This window comes from Mycobacterium sp. (assembly GCF_050701515.1).
In the GTDB taxonomy this organism is placed as follows: Bacteria; Actinomycetota; Actinomycetes; order Mycobacteriales; family Mycobacteriaceae; genus Mycobacterium.
Genome location: NZ_JBOGDB010000237.1, coordinates 1 through 1,610, shown reverse-complemented (window position 1 = coordinate 1,610; position 1,610 = coordinate 1). Strand labels below are relative to the sequence as shown.

The 1,610-nt window shown below is 62.5% G+C and carries 2 protein-coding genes and 2 pseudogenes; all 4 read left to right on the top strand.

What is annotated here, in order from left to right; all coding sequences use genetic code 11:
• Positions 1 to 297: pseudogene (locus ACRDU5_RS18285) on the top strand (MCE family protein); the annotation flags it as partial.
• A 3-nt stretch (positions 298 to 300) separates the two neighbouring features.
• Positions 301 to 930, top strand: a complete 630-nt coding sequence (locus ACRDU5_RS18280; RefSeq protein ID WP_526616121.1) for an Rv1363c family protein — start codon at positions 301 to 303, stop codon at positions 928 to 930.
• Positions 927 to 1,481 carry a hypothetical protein gene (locus ACRDU5_RS18275; protein ID WP_526616119.1) on the top strand — a complete coding sequence of 185 codons (555 nt, stop codon included), beginning with the start codon at positions 927 to 929 and terminating at the stop codon, positions 1,479 to 1,481. The genes ACRDU5_RS18280 and ACRDU5_RS18275 overlap by 4 nt, the downstream gene beginning before the upstream one ends.
• A pseudogene (locus tag ACRDU5_RS18270) lies at positions 1,478 to 1,610 on the top strand (DUF732 domain-containing protein); the annotation flags it as partial. The gene ACRDU5_RS18275 and the pseudogene ACRDU5_RS18270, both read left to right, overlap by 4 nt.

The window sequence follows — 1,610 nt, the reverse complement described above, 5'->3', positions numbered from 1 at the left end:
GTCAAGATGTGCGAGAGCGACGAGGCCTACGTGCCGCTCAACGATGGCTACAACTGGAAGGGCGACCCTAACGCAACCCTTTCCGGGCAACCGGTCCCGCAACTTCCGCCGGGGACACCGCCTGCTCCTGCTGCCCCCACACCGGCACTGCCGGCGATCGCGGGTGCGTATTACGACCCGAACACCGGTATGTACATCGGGCCCGACGGGCGCCGATACACCCAGGCGGACCTCGCCGGCGATGCCCCCGGGCCGCACAGCTTGCGGGACCTGCTGGTCCCGCCGAGAGGAAATTGACCTATGACAGATACCGACACGAAGCCGCCCGACACAGCGACCACCGAGGCCGCCGAGGAGGCCATCGAAGAGCCCGTCGAAGCCGCCGCCCAGAGCGCCGATGACAGCGGTGGCGATGAGCAGTGCGGCAGCCGCCGATCCAAAGTGCCTATGCCGCCACACCGACTGGCGTTGCTGGTAGGCCTGACGATCGTCGCGGCGCTGATGGCTGTGGCCGGCTGGCTTGGATGGGGCGCATACCAAGGAAATCGAGTGGCCGAACAACAGGCGCAATTCCTGCAAGCCGGTCGCCAGGGCGCGCTGAATCTGACCACAATTGACTGGCAGCACGCGGACGCCGACATTCAACGCATCCTGAATTCGGCGACTGGGACTTTCTACGACGACTTCCTAAAGCAGTCGCAACCGTTCATCGACGTGCTCAAGGCAGCCCAAGCGAGGTCCGAGGGCACCATCACTGCGGCAGGCCTGGAATCGTCGTCCGGGAACGGCGCACAGATTCTGGTGGCGGTCGGCGTGAAGATCTCCAATGCCGGTGCACCAGTGCAGGATCCACGAGCGTGGCGCATGAGGATTTCGGTGCAGAAAGTAGGTGACGACGTGAAGATGTCCAATGTGGAGTTTGTGCCATGACAAGAACCCACCCGCAAGTCGATGACAACGACCACGAAAGCGATGCGCACACAGCGAACTCAACTCGACGCCGATTGTGGGCGCAGGTTTTCGGCTTCGGCGTCGTCCCATTCGTCGCTCTGGTGGTGGCGCTGGGCGCAGGGTACCTGAAATACGAAAACACAACTGCCACAGCGGTTCAACGTGCCGCCGTCGAATCAGTCCAAGCCGCGAAGGAGAGCACGATCGCGATACTCTCCTACACACCTGACACCGCGGACGCACTCACTGCCGCTCGCGACCGTCTCACAGGCACCTTTCGCGATTCTTACACGTCGCTGATAAAAGACGTGGTGATCCCGGGAGCCAAGGAGAAACAGATCTCGGCGGTGGCCACGGTGACCGGCGCTGCCTCAGTATCTGCGAGCAACAACCACGCCGTCGTATTGGTTTTCGTTAACCAGTCCGTTGTCATGGGTAACGACCCGCCAACATACACCTCGTCTGTTGTCGAGGTCACCCTCGACAACGTCGCGGGGCACTGGCTGATGTCAGGCTTCGATCCGAAATGATCGCCGTTCGGCGTATACAAACATCGACGGCAGCGGGGACCCTAATCGCGGCGGCGTTGGTCGTCGGTGCACCCTCGGCCAGCGCCGACACGGTGGCATACCTGGTGAACGTGACAGTCCGGCCCGGCT

Bases quoted from the DNA above. Each gene is read 5' to 3' on its own strand.
- ACRDU5_RS18275 (WP_526616119.1), top strand. From the start codon at position 927: ATGACAAGAACCCACCCGCAAGTCGATGACAACGACCACGAAAGCGAT.
- ACRDU5_RS18280 (WP_526616121.1), top strand. From the start codon at position 301: ATGACAGATACCGACACGAAGCCGCCCGACACAGCGACCACCGAGGCC.